The 14233-nt window shown below is 61.8% G+C and carries 13 protein-coding genes; 8 read left to right on the top strand and 5 right to left on the bottom strand.

Features of this window, described 5'->3' with window-relative positions:
* Positions 1–13: 13 nt before the first annotated feature.
* The 7 genes from atpA (at position 14) to glmS (ending at position 8559) form a co-directional block, all read left to right on the top strand.
* Positions 14–1558: a F0F1 ATP synthase subunit alpha gene (gene atpA, locus IB234_RS02590; RefSeq protein ID WP_192313388.1), complete on the top strand. Its 1545-nt coding sequence runs from the start codon at positions 14–16 to the stop codon at positions 1556–1558.
* Positions 1559–1608: 50 nt separating this feature from the next.
* Positions 1609–2469, top strand: a complete 861-nt coding sequence (atpG, locus tag IB234_RS02585; RefSeq protein ID WP_192313385.1) for a F0F1 ATP synthase subunit gamma — start codon at positions 1609–1611, stop codon at positions 2467–2469.
* Positions 2470–2499: 30 nt separating this feature from the next.
* On the top strand, positions 2500–3876 hold the full coding sequence (gene atpD / locus IB234_RS02580) for a F0F1 ATP synthase subunit beta (protein ID WP_192313382.1): 1377 nt from the start codon (positions 2500–2502) through the stop codon (positions 3874–3876).
* A gap of 41 nt (positions 3877–3917) precedes the next feature.
* The gene (locus IB234_RS02575) at positions 3918–4337 is read left to right on the top strand and encodes a F0F1 ATP synthase subunit epsilon (RefSeq protein ID WP_043311985.1); all 420 of its coding nucleotides are present in this window, start codon (positions 3918–3920) and stop codon (positions 4335–4337) included.
* Positions 4338–4454: 117 nt separating this feature from the next.
* On the top strand, positions 4455–5819 hold the full coding sequence (glmU, locus tag IB234_RS02570; RefSeq protein WP_192313379.1) for a bifunctional UDP-N-acetylglucosamine diphosphorylase/glucosamine-1-phosphate N-acetyltransferase GlmU: 1365 nt from the start codon (positions 4455–4457) through the stop codon (positions 5817–5819).
* A 113-nt stretch (positions 5820–5932) separates the two neighbouring features.
* Positions 5933–6700 (top strand): DeoR/GlpR family DNA-binding transcription regulator, encoded by a 768-nt coding sequence (locus IB234_RS02565; RefSeq protein ID WP_192313375.1) that lies wholly within the window; start codon positions 5933–5935, stop codon positions 6698–6700.
* A gap of 11 nt (positions 6701–6711) precedes the next feature.
* Entirely contained in the window at positions 6712–8559 is a 1848-nt protein-coding gene (gene glmS / locus IB234_RS02560) for a glutamine--fructose-6-phosphate transaminase (isomerizing) (protein ID WP_192313372.1), read from the top strand.
* 163 nt (positions 8560–8722) lie between these two features.
* On the opposite strand, the gene IB234_RS02555 is transcribed toward glmS, so the two are convergent.
* The 5 genes from IB234_RS02555 to IB234_RS02535 all read right to left on the bottom strand — a co-directional run bounded on the left by IB234_RS02555 (position 8723) and on the right by IB234_RS02535 (position 13247).
* Complete coding sequence (locus tag IB234_RS02555) at positions 8723–10627, bottom strand: GGDEF domain-containing protein (protein WP_192313369.1); 1905 nt, start codon at positions 10625–10627, stop codon at positions 8723–8725.
* 24 nt (positions 10628–10651) lie between these two features.
* Positions 10652–11497, bottom strand: a complete 846-nt coding sequence (locus IB234_RS02550; protein ID WP_192313351.1) for an endonuclease/exonuclease/phosphatase family protein — start codon at positions 11495–11497, stop codon at positions 10652–10654.
* 10 nt (positions 11498–11507) lie between these two features.
* The gene (locus tag IB234_RS02545) at positions 11508–12137 is read right to left on the bottom strand and encodes a thiol:disulfide interchange protein DsbA/DsbL (RefSeq protein WP_192313347.1); all 630 of its coding nucleotides are present in this window, start codon (positions 12135–12137) and stop codon (positions 11508–11510) included.
* A gap of 146 nt (positions 12138–12283) precedes the next feature.
* On the bottom strand, positions 12284–12907 hold the full coding sequence (locus IB234_RS02540) for a c-type cytochrome (protein WP_192313344.1): 624 nt from the start codon (positions 12905–12907) through the stop codon (positions 12284–12286).
* Positions 12908–12953: 46 nt separating this feature from the next.
* Positions 12954–13247 (bottom strand): c-type cytochrome, encoded by a 294-nt coding sequence (locus tag IB234_RS02535; protein WP_192313342.1) that lies wholly within the window; start codon positions 13245–13247, stop codon positions 12954–12956.
* 199 nt (positions 13248–13446) lie between these two features.
* Here IB234_RS02535 and yihA point away from each other — a divergent pair, with 199 nt between their 5' ends.
* Complete coding sequence (gene yihA / locus IB234_RS02530) at positions 13447–14097, top strand: ribosome biogenesis GTP-binding protein YihA/YsxC (protein WP_192313340.1); 651 nt, start codon at positions 13447–13449, stop codon at positions 14095–14097.
* The last annotated feature ends 136 nt before the right edge of the window (positions 14098–14233 follow it).

Here is a 14233-nt window from a genome sequence, read left to right as displayed (position 1 = left end):
GGGCAGCAGAGCAATGCAGCAACTCAATCCTTCCGAAATTAGTGAAATCATCAAGGGACGTATCGAGAAACTCGACGTCTCTTCCCAAGCCCGCAACGAAGGTACCGTGGTATCCGTCTCCGACGGTATCGTGCGTATCTACGGTCTGGCCGACGTCATGTACGGCGAAATGATCGAGTTCCCGGGCGGCGTCTACGGTATGGCGCTGAACCTGGAGCAAGACTCCGTCGGTGCCGTAGTGCTGGGTGCATACACCAGCCTCGCCGAAGGCATGAGTGCCAAGTGCACCGGCCGCATCCTGGAAGTACCGGTTGGTCCGGAACTGCTGGGTCGCGTAGTCGACGCACTGGGCAACCCGATCGATGGCAAAGGCCCGATCAATGCTCAAGCCACCGACGCCGTCGAGAAAGTCGCTCCGGGCGTGATCTGGCGTAAGTCGGTCGACCAGCCGGTGCAAACCGGTTACAAGTCGGTCGATGCCATGATCCCGGTAGGCCGTGGCCAGCGCGAGCTGATCATCGGTGACCGTCAGATCGGTAAGACCGCTCTGGCCGTCGACGCCATCATCAACCAGAAGAACAGCGGTATCCGCTGCGTCTACGTGGCTATCGGTCAGAAGCAATCGACCATCGCCAACGTGGTTCGCAAGCTGGAAGAGGCTGGCGCTCTGGCCAACACCATCGTGGTTGCCGCCTCGGCTTCGGAATCGGCTGCCCTGCAGTTCCTGGCTCCGTACGCCGGTTGCACCATGGGCGAGTACTTCCGCGACCGCGGTGAAGACGCTCTGATCGTGTACGACGACCTGTCCAAGCAGGCCGTTGCCTACCGCCAGATCTCCCTGCTGCTGCGCCGTCCGCCGGGCCGCGAAGCTTACCCGGGCGACGTGTTCTATCTCCACAGCCGTCTGCTGGAGCGCGCTTCCCGCGTTTCCGAAGAGTACGTCGAGAAGTTCACCAATGGCGCCGTGACTGGCAAGACCGGTTCGCTGACCGCTCTGCCGATCATCGAAACCCAGGCTGGTGACGTTTCCGCGTTCGTTCCGACCAACGTGATCTCGATCACCGACGGTCAGATCTTCCTGGAATCGGCCATGTTCAACTCGGGTATCCGTCCGGCCGTCAACGCCGGTATCTCGGTTTCCCGCGTGGGTGGTGCCGCTCAGACCAAGATCATCAAGAAGTTGTCCGGTGGTATCCGTACCGCTCTGGCTCAGTACCGTGAACTGGCGGCTTTCGCCCAGTTCGCTTCTGACCTGGACGAGGCTACCCGCAAGCAGCTGGATCATGGTCAACGCGTTACCGAGCTGATGAAGCAGAAGCAGTACGCGCCGATGTCGATCGCCGACATGTCGGTGAGCCTGTATGCCGCCGAGCGTGGTTTCCTGACCGACGTCGAAGTCGCCAAGATCATCAGCTTCGAGCAGGCCCTGATCGCCTTCTTCAACCGTGAGAACGCCGCTCTGATGGCGAAGATCAACGAGAAGGGCGACTTCAATGACGACATCGATGGCCAGCTGAAAGCCGGTATCGAGAAGTTCAAGGCCACCCAAACCTGGTAAGCCGCAGTGGGGGTCGCGAGGCCCCCGCTTGCTAACCTGATAGGTGTTACATGGCAGGCGCAAAAGAGATTCGCAGCAAGATTGCGAGCATCAAAAGCACGCAGAAGATCACCAGCGCCATGGAAAAGGTGGCGACCAGCAAAATGCGCAGAGCTCAACAGCGCATGGCTGCTAGTCGTCCCTACGCGGAGCGTATCCGTCAAGTGATTGGTCATCTGGCCAACGCCAACCCGGAATATCGTCACCCGTTCATGATCGAGCGTGAGGTCAAGCGCGTCGGTTACGTGGTGGTGAGTTCGGACCGTGGTCTGTGCGGTGGTCTGAATACCAACCTGTTCAAGGCTCTGGTCAAGGACATGGCGAGCAATCGCGAGCAAAACGTAGAGGTTGATCTCTGCGTGATTGGTACCAAAGGTGCGGCGTTCTTCCGCAGCTTCGGTGGCAATGTCGTTGCTGCGATCAGCCACCTGGGCGAAGAACCGTCGATCAACGATCTGATTGGTTCGGTCAAGGTCATGCTCGATGCTTACCTCGAAGGTCGCATCGATCGTCTGTCCGTGGTCTCGAACAAGTTCGTCAATACCATGACGCAAAAGCCGACAGTGGAGCAGCTCGTTCCCCTGGTGGCGACTCCGGATGAAGGTCTCAAGCACCACTGGGACTACCTGTACGAACCCGATGCCAAACAGCTGCTCGACGGCTTGATGGTGCGTTATGTGGAGTCGCAGGTGTACCAGGCGGTGGTCGAGAACGCTGCTGCTGAACAAGCGGCGCGGATGATTGCAATGAAGAACGCCACCGACAACGCTGGCGATCTGATCAAAGACCTGCAGCTGATTTACAACAAGGCGCGTCAGGCAGCGATCACCCAGGAAATTTCGGAAATCGTCGGCGGCGCTGCCGCGGTTTAAGAACGGTTCAAATATTCAGAGGAACCAAAGATGAGTAGCGGACGTATCGTTCAAATCATCGGCGCCGTTATCGACGTGGAATTCCCGCGTGATCAAGTGCCGAGTGTTTATGAAGCGCTGAAAGTAGTCGGCGCCGAAACCACCCTGGAAGTCCAGCAGCAGCTGGGCGACGGCGTGGTTCGTTCCATCGCCATGGGTTCGACCGAAGGCCTCAAGCGTGGCCTGGACGTTTCCCGCACCAACAAGGCCATCTCCGTACCGGTCGGTAAAGCGACCCTGGGCAGGATCATGGACGTGCTGGGCAACCCGATCGACGAAGCTGGCCCGATCGGCGAAGAAGAGCAGTGGGAAATCCACCGCGCTGCTCCGTCGTACGCCGAGCAAGCTGGCGGAAACGAGCTGCTGGAAACCGGCATCAAGGTAATCGACCTGGTCTGCCCGTTCGCCAAGGGCGGTAAAGTCGGTCTGTTCGGTGGTGCCGGTGTCGGCAAGACCGTAAACATGATGGAACTGATCCGTAACATCGCCATGGAACACAGCGGTTATTCCGTGTTCGCTGGTGTGGGTGAGCGTACTCGTGAGGGTAACGACTTCTACCACGAGATGAAGGACTCCAACGTTCTCGACAAAGTGGCCCTGGTCTACGGTCAGATGAACGAGCCGCCAGGCAACCGTCTGCGCGTGGCGCTGACCGGCCTGACCATGGCCGAGAAGTTCCGTGACGAAGGTCGTGACGTTCTGCTGTTCGTCGACAACATCTACCGTTACACCCTCGCCGGTACCGAAGTATCCGCACTGCTGGGCCGTATGCCTTCCGCAGTAGGTTACCAGCCGACTCTGGCCGAAGAGATGGGCGTTCTGCAGGAGCGTATTACCTCCACCAAGAACGGCTCGATCACCTCGGTACAGGCCGTCTACGTACCTGCGGACGACCTGACCGACCCGAGCCCGGCGACCACCTTCGCCCACTTGGACGCCACCGTCGTACTGTCGCGTGACATCGCCTCCCTGGGTATCTACCCGGCCGTGGACCCGCTGGACTCCACCTCCCGCCAGCTCGATCCGCTGGTTGTAGGTGTGGACCACTACGAGACCGCGCGTGGCGTGCAGTACGTTCTGCAGCGCTACAAGGAACTGAAGGACATCATCGCGATCCTCGGTATGGACGAACTGTCGGAAGCCGACAAGCAGCTGGTATCCCGTGCTCGTAAGATCCAGCGCTTCCTGTCCCAGCCGTTCTTCGTGGCCGAAGTCTTCACCGGTTCGCCAGGCAAGTACGTTTCCCTGAAGGACACCATCGCTGGTTTCAGCGGCATCCTGAAAGGTGACTACGATCACCTGCCGGAGCAGGCGTTCTACATGGTTGGCAGCATCGACGAAGCCATCGAGAAAGCCAAGAAACTGTAATCCCCTGTGCGCCCGGCAACGGGCGCTCGTGAGGCAAGCGTATGGCCATTACTGTCCATTGCGACATCGTCAGTGCCGAAGCGGAGATCTTCTCCGGTCTGGTCGAGATGGTGATTGCGCACGGCAACCTGGGCGATCTCGGTATCGCTCCGGGCCACGCCCCGCTGATCACCGACCTGAAACCGGGCCCAATCCGCCTGGTCAAGCAGGGTGGCGAGCATGAGGTGTTCTACATCTCGGGTGGTTTCCTCGAAGTTCAGCCGAACATGGTGAAGGTCTTGGCCGACACCGTGACCCGCGCTGGCGACATCGACGAAGCTGCTGCCCAGGAGGCCCTCAAGGCCGCCGAGAAGGCACTCAACGAGAAAGGCTCGGAATTCGATTACGGTTCCGCCGCCGCTCACCTGGCCGAAGTCGCAGCCCAGCTGCGTACCGTCCAGCAGCTGCGCAAGAAGTACTGAGTCCCGCACTCCGACTTCAGCGTTAGCGAGTAAAAGGGTAGCCTTGGCTACCCTTTTTCTTTTCTGCCGTTTTTATCCACAGGTGGTGTTCCGCCTGTGCCCGTTCAGGATTCCGCTATGTCCCTCGATATCGTCATCCTAGCCGCCGGCCAGGGCACCCGCATGCGCTCGGCCCTGCCCAAGGTGCTGCATCCGGTCGCCGGCAAACCCATGCTCGGCCATGTCATCGACACCGCCCGCAAGCTGGCGCCGCGCAAGATCCACGTGGTCATTGGCCATGGCGCCGAACTGGTCCGCGAGCGCCTGGCGGCCGACGATATCCACTTCGTGCTGCAGGCCGAGCAACTGGGTACCGGCCATGCCGTGGCCCAGGCGCTGCCGGCGCTGGAAGCGGAGAAAGTACTGATCCTCTATGGCGATGTGCCGCTGACCCAGGTGGAGACCCTGACCCGTCTGCTCGAGCAGGCCAATGACTCCCAGCTGGGACTGCTGACGGTCAACCTGGCCGACCCCACCGGCTATGGGCGCATCGTTCGCGATGCCAACGGCGTGGTGCAGGCCATCGTCGAGCACAAGGACGCCAGCGAGGCGCAGCGCGCCATCCGCGAAGGGAACACCGGCATCCTCGCCGTACCAGGCAAGCGCCTCGGCGACTGGCTGGGCCGCCTGTCCAACAGCAATGCCCAGGGCGAGTACTACCTCACCGACGTTATCGCCATGGCCGTGGCCGACGGCCTGGTGGTGGCCACCGAGACCGCCCAGGACGAGATGGAAGTGCTGGGCGCCAATGACCGCATCCAGCTGTCGCAGCTCGAATGCCACTACCAGCAGCGCATGGCCCGTCAGCTGATGGCCCAGGGCGTGACCCTGCTCGACCCACATCGTTTCGATGTGCGCGGCGAGGTCAGCGTAGGCCGCGATATCACCATCGACATCAACGTGATCCTCGAAGGCCGCGTGATCATCGAGGACGATGTGCAGATCGGCCCCAACTGCGTGATCAAGGATTCCATCCTGCGCCGCGGCGCCATCGTCAAAGCCAACAGCCACCTGGAAGGTGCCGAAGTGGGCGAGGGCGCGGACTGCGGCCCGTTCGCCCGTCTGCGTCCTGGCGCCAAGCTCGGTGCCAAGGCCCATGTCGGCAACTTCGTCGAGCTGAAGAACGCCGTGCTGGGCGAGGGCGCCAAGGCCGGCCATCTGAGCTACCTGGGGGACGCCGAGATCGGTGCGCGCACCAACATCGGTGCCGGTACCATCACCTGCAACTACGACGGTGCCAACAAGCACAAGACGGTGATGGGCGAGGACGTGTTCATCGGCTCCAACAGCTCCATCGTCGCTCCAGTGATCCTGGGCAACGGCGCCACCACCGGTGCCGGCTCCACCGTGACCCAGGACGTACCGGCTGCCGCATTAGCTGTGGGCCGCGCCAAGCAGCGCAACATCGAAGGCTGGAAGCGCCCGCAGAAGACGCCGAAGTAGTCGACTTCGAGCAAACAAAAGGCGGCCCTGGCCGCCTTTTGTGCATTCTGAGCTTGACCGAAAGCTTTCGTTAGGTTTTGATTCGAGCACTTATCTTTCGAATCGAAACTTAAATGTCGAAACGCAACACTCCCCAGCGCCGCCACGCGATTCTGGCCTTGCTCAACGAACAGGGCGAGGTGGTCGTGGACGCCCTGGCGCAGCATTTCGCCACCTCCGAAGTTACGATTCGAAAGGACCTGGCCGAGCTGGAGAAAAACGGCCTGCTGCTGCGTCGCTACGGTGGCGCGGTGCCCATGCCGCAGGAACTGATCGGCGAGCCGGCGCAGCCCATCTCCCGCCATAAGCAGGCCATCGCCCGCGCCGCCGTCGGCCTGATCCGCGAGCACGCGCGCATCATCATCGACAGCGGCAGCACCACGGCGGCGATGATCCGCCAGCTCGGCCACAAGCCCGGCCTGGTGGTGATGACCAATTCGCTGAACGTGGCCAATGCCCTGCGCGAGATCGAGCACGAGCCGGTACTGCTGATGACCGGCGGTACCTGGGACCCGCACTCGGAATCCTTCCAGGGCCAGGTCGCCGAGCAGGTGCTGCGTTCCTACGACTTCGACCAGCTGTTCATCGGCGCCGATGGCATCGACCTGGCACGCGGTACCACCACCTTCAATGAGTTGCTTGGTCTGTCGCGCGTGATGGCCGAGGTGGCCCGCGAGGTCATCGTCATGGTCGAGAGCGACAAGGTCGGCCGCCGCATTCCCAACCTGGAGCTGCCCTGGAGCAGCCTCCATACCCTGATCACCGACGACCGCCTGGATAGCCAGGTGGCCGAACAGATACGCGCGCGTGGGGTCCAGCTGATCCTCGCCGCTGCTTCCTGAGGAGAACCGCTATGTGTGGCATCGTTGGCGCCGTCGCCGAACGCAACATCACCCCGATCCTGGTCGAAGGCCTCAAGCGTCTGGAGTACCGTGGTTATGACAGCGCCGGTGTGGCGGTCTTCACCCAGGCCGGCGAACTGCAGCGTCGTCGCCGCGTCGGTAAGGTCGCCGAGCTGGAGCAGGCCCTGGCCGGCGAGCCGCTGACCGGCCACCTGGGCATCGCCCACACCCGCTGGGCCACCCACGGCGCACCGAGCGAGCGCAACGCCCACCCGCATTTCTCTGGTAAAGAGCCCGGCGAGCAACTGGCCGTGGTACACAACGGCATCATCGAGAACCACGAAGCCCTGCGCGAGCGCCTCAAGGGCCTCGGCTACGTCTTCACTTCCGATACCGACACCGAGACCATCGTCCACCTGCTGCACCACAAACTGCAGCAGCTCGGCGACCTCACCGCCGCGCTCAAGGCCGCCATTCCCGAGCTGCATGGCGCCTACGGCCTGGCCGTGATCAGCGCCGCCCAGCCGGACCGTATCCTCGCCGCCCGCAGCGGCAGCCCGCTGGTGATCGGCCTGGGCCTGGGCGAGAACTTCCTTGCCTCTGACCAGCTCGCCCTGCGCCAGGTCACCGACCGCTTCATGTACCTGGAGGAGGGCGATATCGCCGAAATCCGCCGCGACAGCGTGCAGATCTGGGACGTCGCCGGCCAATCCGTACAGCGTGAATCGGTGCAGTACCACGAGGGTGCCGAGGCCGCCGACAAGGGCGAATACCGCCACTTCATGCTCAAGGAAATCCACGAGCAGCCCAAGGTCGTGCAGCGCACCCTGGAAGGCCGCCTGGGCGGCGACCACGTCCTGGTGCAGGCCTTCGGCCCGCAGGCCGCCGAGCTGTTCGCCAAGGTACGCAACGTACAGATCGTCGCCTGCGGTACCAGCTACCACGCCGGCATGGTCGCCCGTTACTGGCTGGAGGCACTGACCGGCATCCCCTGCCAGATCGAAGTGGCCAGCGAGTTCCGCTACCGCCAGGTGGCCGTGCAGCCGGACAGCCTGTTCATCACCATCTCCCAGTCCGGCGAGACCGCCGACACCCTGGCCGCCCTGCGCAACGCCAAGCAAGCCGGATATCTGGCCAGCCTGACCATCTGCAACGTCGGCACCAGCTCCCTGGTGCGCGAATCCGACCTGTGCCTGCTGACCCAGGCCGGCCCGGAAATCGGCGTGGCCTCGACCAAGGCCTTCACCACCCAGCTGGTCTCCCTGCTGCTGCTGACCCTGGCCCTTGGCCAGGTACGTGGGACCCTGGATGCTGCCGTCGGCGCCGAATTGGTGGAAGAACTGCGTCGCCTGCCGACCCGTCTGGGTGAGGCATTGGCCATGGACAAGACTGTGGAGAAGGTCGCCGAGCTGTTCGCCGAGAAGCACCACACCCTGTTCCTCGGTCGTGGCGCCCAGTACCCGGTGGCCATGGAGGGCGCGCTCAAGCTCAAGGAAATCTCCTACATCCACGCCGAAGCCTACCCGGCCGGCGAGCTCAAGCACGGCCCGCTGGCCCTGGTCGACGCCGACATGCCGGTAGTCACCGTGGCGCCGAACAACGAGCTGCTGGAAAAGCTCAAATCCAACCTGCAGGAAGTCCGCGCCCGTGGCGGCGAGCTGATCGTCTTCGCCGATGGCGCCGCTGGCATGAGCAACGGTGAAGGCACCCAGGTAATCAACATGCCGCACATCCACGACGTGCTGGCCCCGATTCTCTACACCGTGCCACTGCAGCTGCTGTCCTACTACGTGGCCGTGCTCAAGGGCACTGATGTGGACCAGCCGCGGAACCTGGCGAAGAGCGTGACTGTGGAGTAGGTAAAGTCAGTCAGGGCCGCTGGAAATGGTTCGCCAGATAAACCCCCAGCAGCGCCTGGTTGCTTTAGGTACGTATCTGGAAGGCCTTCAGTCGACGCGATCAATCCGATGAGGATGGCGTGACCGCCTGATCGAGTTTGGAGCGGCAGTGCTTGATCTGCCGCTAGCCCAGTACCACTCGATTCCGCCCTTCGTGCTTGGCTTTGTACAACGCCTGGTCGGCGCGACTGAAGGCCGTTTCGCTATTGTCTCCGTCGACGAAGGCGGTCAGCCCCGATGAGACGGTAATGGTGACTGGCTCACCTCGGAAGTGGAAAGGGCATGCCTCGATAGCCGCTCTCAGGGTCTCAAGCAGCTGCTGCCCCCCTTCGAGGGGCGTGCTCGGGATCAGCAGGACGAACTCCTCACCGCCGAAACGGGCGAGAAAATCGGTTTTGCGCAGGCGCTTGGCCAGCTCGCCAGCGATGATTTTCAGCACCTTGTCGCCAGCCAGATGACCATAGCCATCGTTGATTCGCTTGAAGTGATCGATGTCGAGCACCGCCAGCAGCAGCTCGCCGCCGTAGCGCCGCCAGCGTGCGAGCTCCAGGTCCAGGCGCTCCGCCCAGCCGGCTCGATTGGCCAGGCCGGTGAGCGGATCGGTCAGTGCCTTCTGCCGCTGCTCCTCGATATGGTCACGGAAGCCCTGGGCCTCCTTTTCCATCTCGGTAACTTTCTGCGCCAGGGCCTGCAGACGCGTAGCCACTTCTTCCTCACGGCCTTCGCGCTGACGCTGATGATCGCTCACCGTGCTGAGCAGGCCGTCCAGGCGTTGTTCCAAGGCGCGCTTGAGGCTGGGTAGATCAGCCGCCTCCTGCACGCTTGCCTGGAGGCCGCTGACCTGCTCACGTAGCTCCTGATTGAAGTTACGCGCGCTCTCCACCGATTCGCTGTAGCCCTCATGGGCCTCGGTAAGGGTGCCGAGAAATGCGGCTAGGCGCTCGTTGAGCTGCTTGAGGTAACCGGCGAACTCACGATGGCCGCTGTCGGTCACCGCCAGAACCAGCACAGCCAAATCGTCCAACAGTGGGACCAGTTCGTACCAGTTCAGCCCAGCTAGCAACCGTTCGCGAAGCGCCTCACCCTGCGGCTTGTGATGTTCGGGAAGGTCCAGCTCGTCGAGTAGTCCCAGTAGGCTCTCGGCGATATGTGGTGCCACGGCGCTGTAACCAGGCTCGGGGCGTTCGGGCAGGGCAAAGGCAGGGTCACCATCACCGGTGATGATGCGGGCATCCAGAGGCAGGCTGTCCAGAGCCGAGGAAAACGGCTTCTCTGGCGCAGCTTGAGTGAATGTGGATCGAGCCGTGACCGCCGCTGGAGCGAATGACGAAGCAGGCTCTTGAGGCTCGGCGGCACTAACCACGGGCGTCAGACTACCCTGATCCTGGGTCTTCTCTGGTGGTGCTACATGAGCAGGAGGAGGCTGATCGTCGACATCAGCCATCTCGACAACTGCCGGTTGAGATGGGGGTGGCGCAGTATCTACCGATGTTTCCGCCTGGGTTTCGTCGCGGCCGCCAAATAGCCGCTGTAGCAGACCGGGGCGAGCCTCCTGTTCACTACCCAGCACGCTCAGCGTCTTGCCTTGAAGGCTGCTCAGCTCCGCCAGCAGAGCCGGTAGTTCGCGGGATTGGCTGGCTCGCTCCTCGATGCGTTTGGAGAATTGCTTGAGCGCCTTGCGGACCTCTCGTGGTGGGTCCATGGCCAGCAATTGCTGAGTCAGGCCGGTGATGCCGGCAATATTCTGTTCGATGCGCTGCTGGCGACGCTGCTCGGAATCCAGCACCGCCTTCTCCAGGCGTGGGATGAGAGCCGACAGGCCTGCATCCATCTGCTCGCCCCGGATCAGGTCACGCAGTTCCTGCATGCACTGGTCCACCGCCTTGTCGCTGCCCTCGGCGGCCAGGGAGCTGCGTACCAGTCCACGGCGTAGAAGGTCGAGGCGCTCGTTCCAGCGCTTCTCCTCTAGTTCCTGCTGTTCGAGGCTTTCCAGGTACTTGGCTTTCCAGCGCTGGGCATCATCGGTCATGGTGGCGATCCAGTGGCAAAGCCACTACAGCATAGGCAGATTGGAGCCGGTTGGCAGACGTATATCCACGGCCACCGGCAAATGATCGGAAATCGGCTGACTGAGCACTTCTACCCGTTCCAGGACCAGTTCCGGACTCAACAGAATATGATCCAGACAGCGCTGTGGACGCCAGCTTGGGAAGGTCGCCTCGATCTGCGGTGCCATCAATCCAAGATCACGCAGAGGGGAATGTTGTAGCAGGTCGATGGCATGGGTGTTCATGTCACCCATCAGCACCACGTGGCGATAGCCTTGGATAAGCTCGCGTACATAGGCCAGTTGGCGGGTGCGGGTGCGCGCGCCGAGGGAGAGATGCATCATTACCACGGCGAGGGCATCCGAACCCTCACCGAAGCGTAGGAGGATGGCCCCACGGCCGGGAGGGCCGGGCAGGGGATGGTCTTCCAGCTGGTCTGGACGCAGTCGACTGAGCACGCCGTTGCTGTGCTGGGCCAGGCGGCCGAGATTGCGATTGAGCTGTTGGTACCAGTAGGGAAAGGCGCCGAGTTCGGCCAGGCGCTCGACCTGGTTGATGTAGCCCGAGCGCAGGCTACCGCCGTCGACCTCCTGCAGAGCGACGAGGTCGTAGTCGCCAAGTAGTGCGCCGATGCGCTGCAGGTTACCGGCCCTGCCAGGAGCTGGCAGCAAGTGCTGCCAGCCACGGGTCAGGTAGTGGTGGTAGCGTCCAGTGCTGATGCCGACCTGAATGTTGAAGCTGAGTAGCCTCAAGCGGCCGTCGCCACAGTGGCCGTTGGAGTCCGCATAAAGGTCGTTGACCTGCGTCTGGCGCAGGCCCGCGGAACGCCCGGAACTCCAGCGGCGCAACATGGCTAGGTACTCAGTTGGAGGAACGCTCTTTCTGGATCAGGAAGTTGGCGACTTCCAGTGTCTGAGGTTCGCCACCAGAGGAGGAAATATCGAAACGATATTTGCCATTGACGATCAGAACCGGAACTCCAGTGATCTGGTAGGACATGGCCAGTTTTTTGGCCTTGGCCATCTGACCTTTCACGGCGAAAGAGTTGAAGGTGCTGAGGAATCGACTCTTGTCGACGCCGTGAGCGGCAAGGAACTCGGCCATTTCCTCGGGAGTGGCGAGCTTGCGCTTTTCCTTGTGGATGGCCTCGAACACGGCATCATGAACCTGCTTCTCGACGCCCATCGATTCGAGAGTAATGAACAGCTGGCCGTGCACGTCCCAGATACCACCGAACATGGCAGGGACCCTTACGAAATTGACATCGGCAGGAAGCTTCTCCACCCACGGATTCAGGGTCGGCTCGAACTGGTAGCAGTGCGGGCAGCCATACCAGAAAAGCTCAACTACTTCGATCTTGCCCGGCTGCGAAACCGGAACAGGGCTATTCAGTTCGGTGTACTGGCGGCCGGCTTCGATACCTTCGGCTTGAGCACTCAGACCGAACATGCTGAGGCTGATGAGGGCGGCGCTGAGAAGCAGGTTACGCATGCAGGAACTCCTTGAGAATGGGGACCGCGCAAGCGCGGCGGCTCGGTTCGACCAGCAATGCCGCGGCGGGTTCCCGCATTGTAGCGGCTGCTCAAATGAAAAAGGGTGGCCATGGCCACCCTTTTGTTTCCGCGTGTCAGTGCAGCTTAGTGCAGGCCCTGGATGTAGCTGGACACGGCCTGGATATCCTTGTTGCTCAGCTTGGCAGCGATAGCACGCATGATCATGGCGTCGCCGTCGTTGGTACGGACACCTTCACGGAAGTCGGTCAACTGCTTGCCGATGTATTGTGCGTGTTGACCACCGAGGTGCGGGAAGCCTGCTGCTGCCAGACCGGCACCATCCGGAGAGTGGCAACCGGTACAGGCCGGCATGCCTTCTTCCAGCTTGCCGCCGCGGAACAGTTCCTCGCCACGCGCGACCAATGCGGGATCGGCAGCACCGACGCTTATCTTCTGGCTGGCGTAGTAGGCGGAGATATCAGCCATGTCCTGGTCGCTGAGGTTGGTCAGCAGGCCAGTCATCTCCAGTACGGTACGCTTGCCGCCCTTGATGTCATGCAGCTGCTTCAGCAGGTAACGCTCGCCCTGGCCGGCCAGCTTGGGGAAGTTCGGAGCAGGGCTATTGCCATCGGCACCGTGGCAGGCACCACAGACGGCGGTCTTGGCCTTGCCAGCCTCGGCATCGCCGACGATCTTGCCAGCGTCGGCGGCTTGCGCTGCCACGGAGACACCCAGGCTCAACAGGAGACTCACGAGTACTTTGTTCATCAGCTAATCCAATAACGGCTAGAGGTAATAAGGTTTTCTTACGGGGCTACTCGCTCATCACCTTGATGACGGCCTGGTAGTCCTCGGCACTGCAATCCATGCACAGGCCACCGGGTGGCATGGCATTCAAACCGTTGGTGACGCTCAGTACCATCGCGTCCATGCCCTTTGCCATTCTGGGTTCCCAAGCTGCCTTATCGCCCCGCTTGGGTGCCATAGGCAGTTGACCATTGTGGCAGGCCGCACAGGCCTTGGCATAAACAGCTTCGGGATCCTGCGACGCATTCGCGACGCCCGACAACCACAACAACGCCACGCCGGCGATCAGCACTCTCTTCATAGCCACCTCATCAGGGAGGGAACGGCCTGCGTCTGGTCGCGCAGCGGTTTCGTCTCGTTCCCGGCGGAAGGACAAAGCGCACACAAAATCTGCGGCATTATATACTGGCGTCGCTGAAACGGAAGCGACACCATGCCGCGCCTCGGGGCTTCCCGGCCGCTGGCAGGCGCCTCCGGCTCCCCGCCCATACGGACTTTCCATGTCATCTAAAAATCCCATTATCGGCCTGTGTCAGCAGGCAACTTTCCTGATCAGCGCCGCCAAGGTCGACCAATGCCCGGAGGACCAGGGTCTGGAAGTGGCTTTCGCCGGTCGTTCCAACGCTGGTAAGTCTAGCGCGCTGAATACCATCACCCATGCGAACTTGGCGCGCACCTCGAAGACGCCGGGTCGCACCCAGTTGCTCAACTTCTTCCGCCTGGACGACGAACGTCGGCTGGTCGACCTGCCGGGGTACGGCTACGCCAAGGTGCCGATTCCACTCAAGCAGCATTGGCAGAAGCACCTGGAAGCCTATCTGGGCAGCCGCGAGAGCCTGTCAGGGCTGATTCTGATGATGGATATCCGTCATCCGCTGACCGAGTTCGACTGCATGATGCTGGACTGGTCGAAAGCCAGCGGTATGCCGCTGCACATCCTGCTGACCAAGGCTGACAAGCTGACCTTCGGGGCGGCAAAGAACACGCTGCTCAAGGTACGCCAGGAGATCCGCAAGAGCTGGGGCGACGGGGTCGCTAGCATCCAGCTGTTCTCGGCACCCAAGCGTCAGGGTGTGGAAGAAGCGCAGCTGGTACTGGCCCAGTGGCTGGGACTGATCGAAGACGAAGAGGCGGCGGGCGAAGAGGCCTGAATCGCGGGCAAAAAAAACCCCGGGCTTCGTATGGGGAGGGAGAAGTCCGGGGTTCAATTCTGAACCGCTAGGGCGGGGTTCAGAGATCTGCCAACACTAAAACACAGCTAGGAGCATCGAAGGGCTTACATGCCAT

Source organism: Pseudomonas sp. PDM16 (genome assembly GCF_014851865.1).
Taxonomy (GTDB): Bacteria; Pseudomonadota; Gammaproteobacteria; order Pseudomonadales; family Pseudomonadaceae; genus Aquipseudomonas.
This window is presented reverse-complemented; position numbering and strand designations above follow the sequence as displayed.

What these genes read in the sequence shown, in the direction of transcription:
- glmU (WP_192313379.1), top strand. Translation starts at nt 4,455, where the DNA reads ATGTCCCTCGATATCGTCATCCTAGCCGCCGGCCAGGGCACCCGCATG.
- IB234_RS02565 (WP_192313375.1), top strand. Translation starts at nt 5,933, where the DNA reads ATGTCGAAACGCAACACTCCCCAGCGCCGCCACGCGATTCTGGCCTTG.
- atpG (WP_192313385.1), top strand. Translation starts at nt 1,609, where the DNA reads ATGGCAGGCGCAAAAGAGATTCGCAGCAAGATTGCGAGCATCAAAAGC.
- IB234_RS02550 (WP_192313351.1), bottom strand. Translation starts at nt 11,497, where the DNA reads ATGTTGCGCCGCTGGAGTTCCGGGCGTTCCGCGGGCCTGCGCCAGACG.
- glmS (WP_192313372.1), top strand. Translation starts at nt 6,712, where the DNA reads ATGTGTGGCATCGTTGGCGCCGTCGCCGAACGCAACATCACCCCGATC.
- IB234_RS02540 (WP_192313344.1), bottom strand. Translation starts at nt 12,907, where the DNA reads ATGAACAAAGTACTCGTGAGTCTCCTGTTGAGCCTGGGTGTCTCCGTG.
- IB234_RS02535 (WP_192313342.1), bottom strand. Translation starts at nt 13,247, where the DNA reads ATGAAGAGAGTGCTGATCGCCGGCGTGGCGTTGTTGTGGTTGTCGGGC.
- IB234_RS02575 (WP_043311985.1), top strand. Translation starts at nt 3,918, where the DNA reads ATGGCCATTACTGTCCATTGCGACATCGTCAGTGCCGAAGCGGAGATC.
- yihA (WP_192313340.1), top strand. Translation starts at nt 13,447, where the DNA reads ATGTCATCTAAAAATCCCATTATCGGCCTGTGTCAGCAGGCAACTTTC.
- IB234_RS02555 (WP_192313369.1), bottom strand. Translation starts at nt 10,627, where the DNA reads ATGACCGATGATGCCCAGCGCTGGAAAGCCAAGTACCTGGAAAGCCTC.
- atpD (WP_192313382.1), top strand. Translation starts at nt 2,500, where the DNA reads ATGAGTAGCGGACGTATCGTTCAAATCATCGGCGCCGTTATCGACGTG.
- IB234_RS02545 (WP_192313347.1), bottom strand. Translation starts at nt 12,137, where the DNA reads ATGCGTAACCTGCTTCTCAGCGCCGCCCTCATCAGCCTCAGCATGTTC.
- atpA (WP_192313388.1), top strand. Translation starts at nt 14, where the DNA reads ATGCAGCAACTCAATCCTTCCGAAATTAGTGAAATCATCAAGGGACGT.